Here is a 1,194-nt window from a genome sequence, read left to right as displayed (position 1 = left end):
ATAGTCATGGCAAAGGAGACATTTCAACGTACCAAGCCACACGTGAATATCGGTACGATCGGTCACGTGGATCATGGGAAGACAACCTTAACGGCAGCAATCACAACCGTGATGGCGAAGACCTACGGCGGTGTTGCCAAGCAGTTTGCAGATATTGATAATGCACCTGAGGAGCGAGAGCGTGGAATTACGATCGCAACCGCCCACGTGGAGTATGAAACTGAAGACCGCCACTACGCCCACGTCGATTGTCCGGGCCACGCCGACTATGTGAAGAACATGGTAACGGGCGCCGCGCAGATGGACGGTGCTATTTTGGTGGTAGCCGCCACAGACGGCCCGATGCCGCAAACACGTGAGCATATCCTGCTTGCCCGCCAGGTTGGCGTGCCGCAGCTGGTTGTGTTTATGAACAAAGTTGATCTTGTGGATGATGAAGAGCTCCTGGAACTTGTTGAGCTTGAAGTCCGCGAGCTGCTGAGCTCCTACGAATTTGACGGGGACAATATCCCTGTCATCCAGGGAAGTGCCCTGGGCGCCCTGAATGGCGAAGACGAGCATGAGAAAGCCATTGTTGAGCTGATGGACGCCGTGGATGATACCATCCCAACGCCTGAGCGCGACGTGGACAAACCGTTCCTGATGCCGGTAGAGGATGTGTTCTCTATCACAGGCCGTGGAACAGTAGCCACCGGACGTATTGAGCGTGGCGTGATTGAGCTGAACGACGAAGTAGAAATTGTAGGGATCGTTGAAGATCCGATGAAGAGTGTGGTTACCGGCATTGAGATGTTCCGCCGGCTGCTGGATCGCGGGGAAGCCGGCGATAACGCAGGGATCTTGCTTCGCGGGATCAACAAAGAGCAGCTCGAGCGCGGTATGGTACTGTGCAAGCCGGGCAGCATCACCCCGCACAAAGAGTTTGAGTGCGAAGTATATGTACTGAGCAAAGACGAAGGCGGCCGGCACACGCCGTTCTTCAAAGGATATCGTCCGCAGTTTTATTTCCGGACTACCGACGTGACGGGAGCCTGCCAGCTGCCGGACGGGGTAGAGATGGTGATGCCGGGCGATAACGTAAAGCTGGATGTATCGTTGATACAGCCGGTAGCGATGGAAACAGGTTTGCGGTTTGCGATTCGCGAGGGCGGTCGTACAGTAGGCGCAGGCGTGGTAACCAAAATTAATGATTAA

Annotated in this window: 1 protein-coding gene; it reads left to right on the top strand. The window is 54.9% G+C overall.

Annotated features, from left to right (window positions below):
* The first annotated feature begins 6 nt into the window (after positions 1-6).
* A complete protein-coding gene (gene tuf / locus AABW11_RS19975) occupies positions 7-1,194 on the top strand; it encodes an elongation factor Tu (protein ID WP_340107097.1) in 1,188 nt (395 codons plus the stop codon).

Source organism: Rhodohalobacter sp. 8-1 (assembly GCF_038150125.1).
Classification (GTDB): domain Bacteria; phylum Bacteroidota; class Rhodothermia; order Balneolales; family Balneolaceae; genus SW132.
This window is presented reverse-complemented; position numbering and strand designations above follow the sequence as displayed.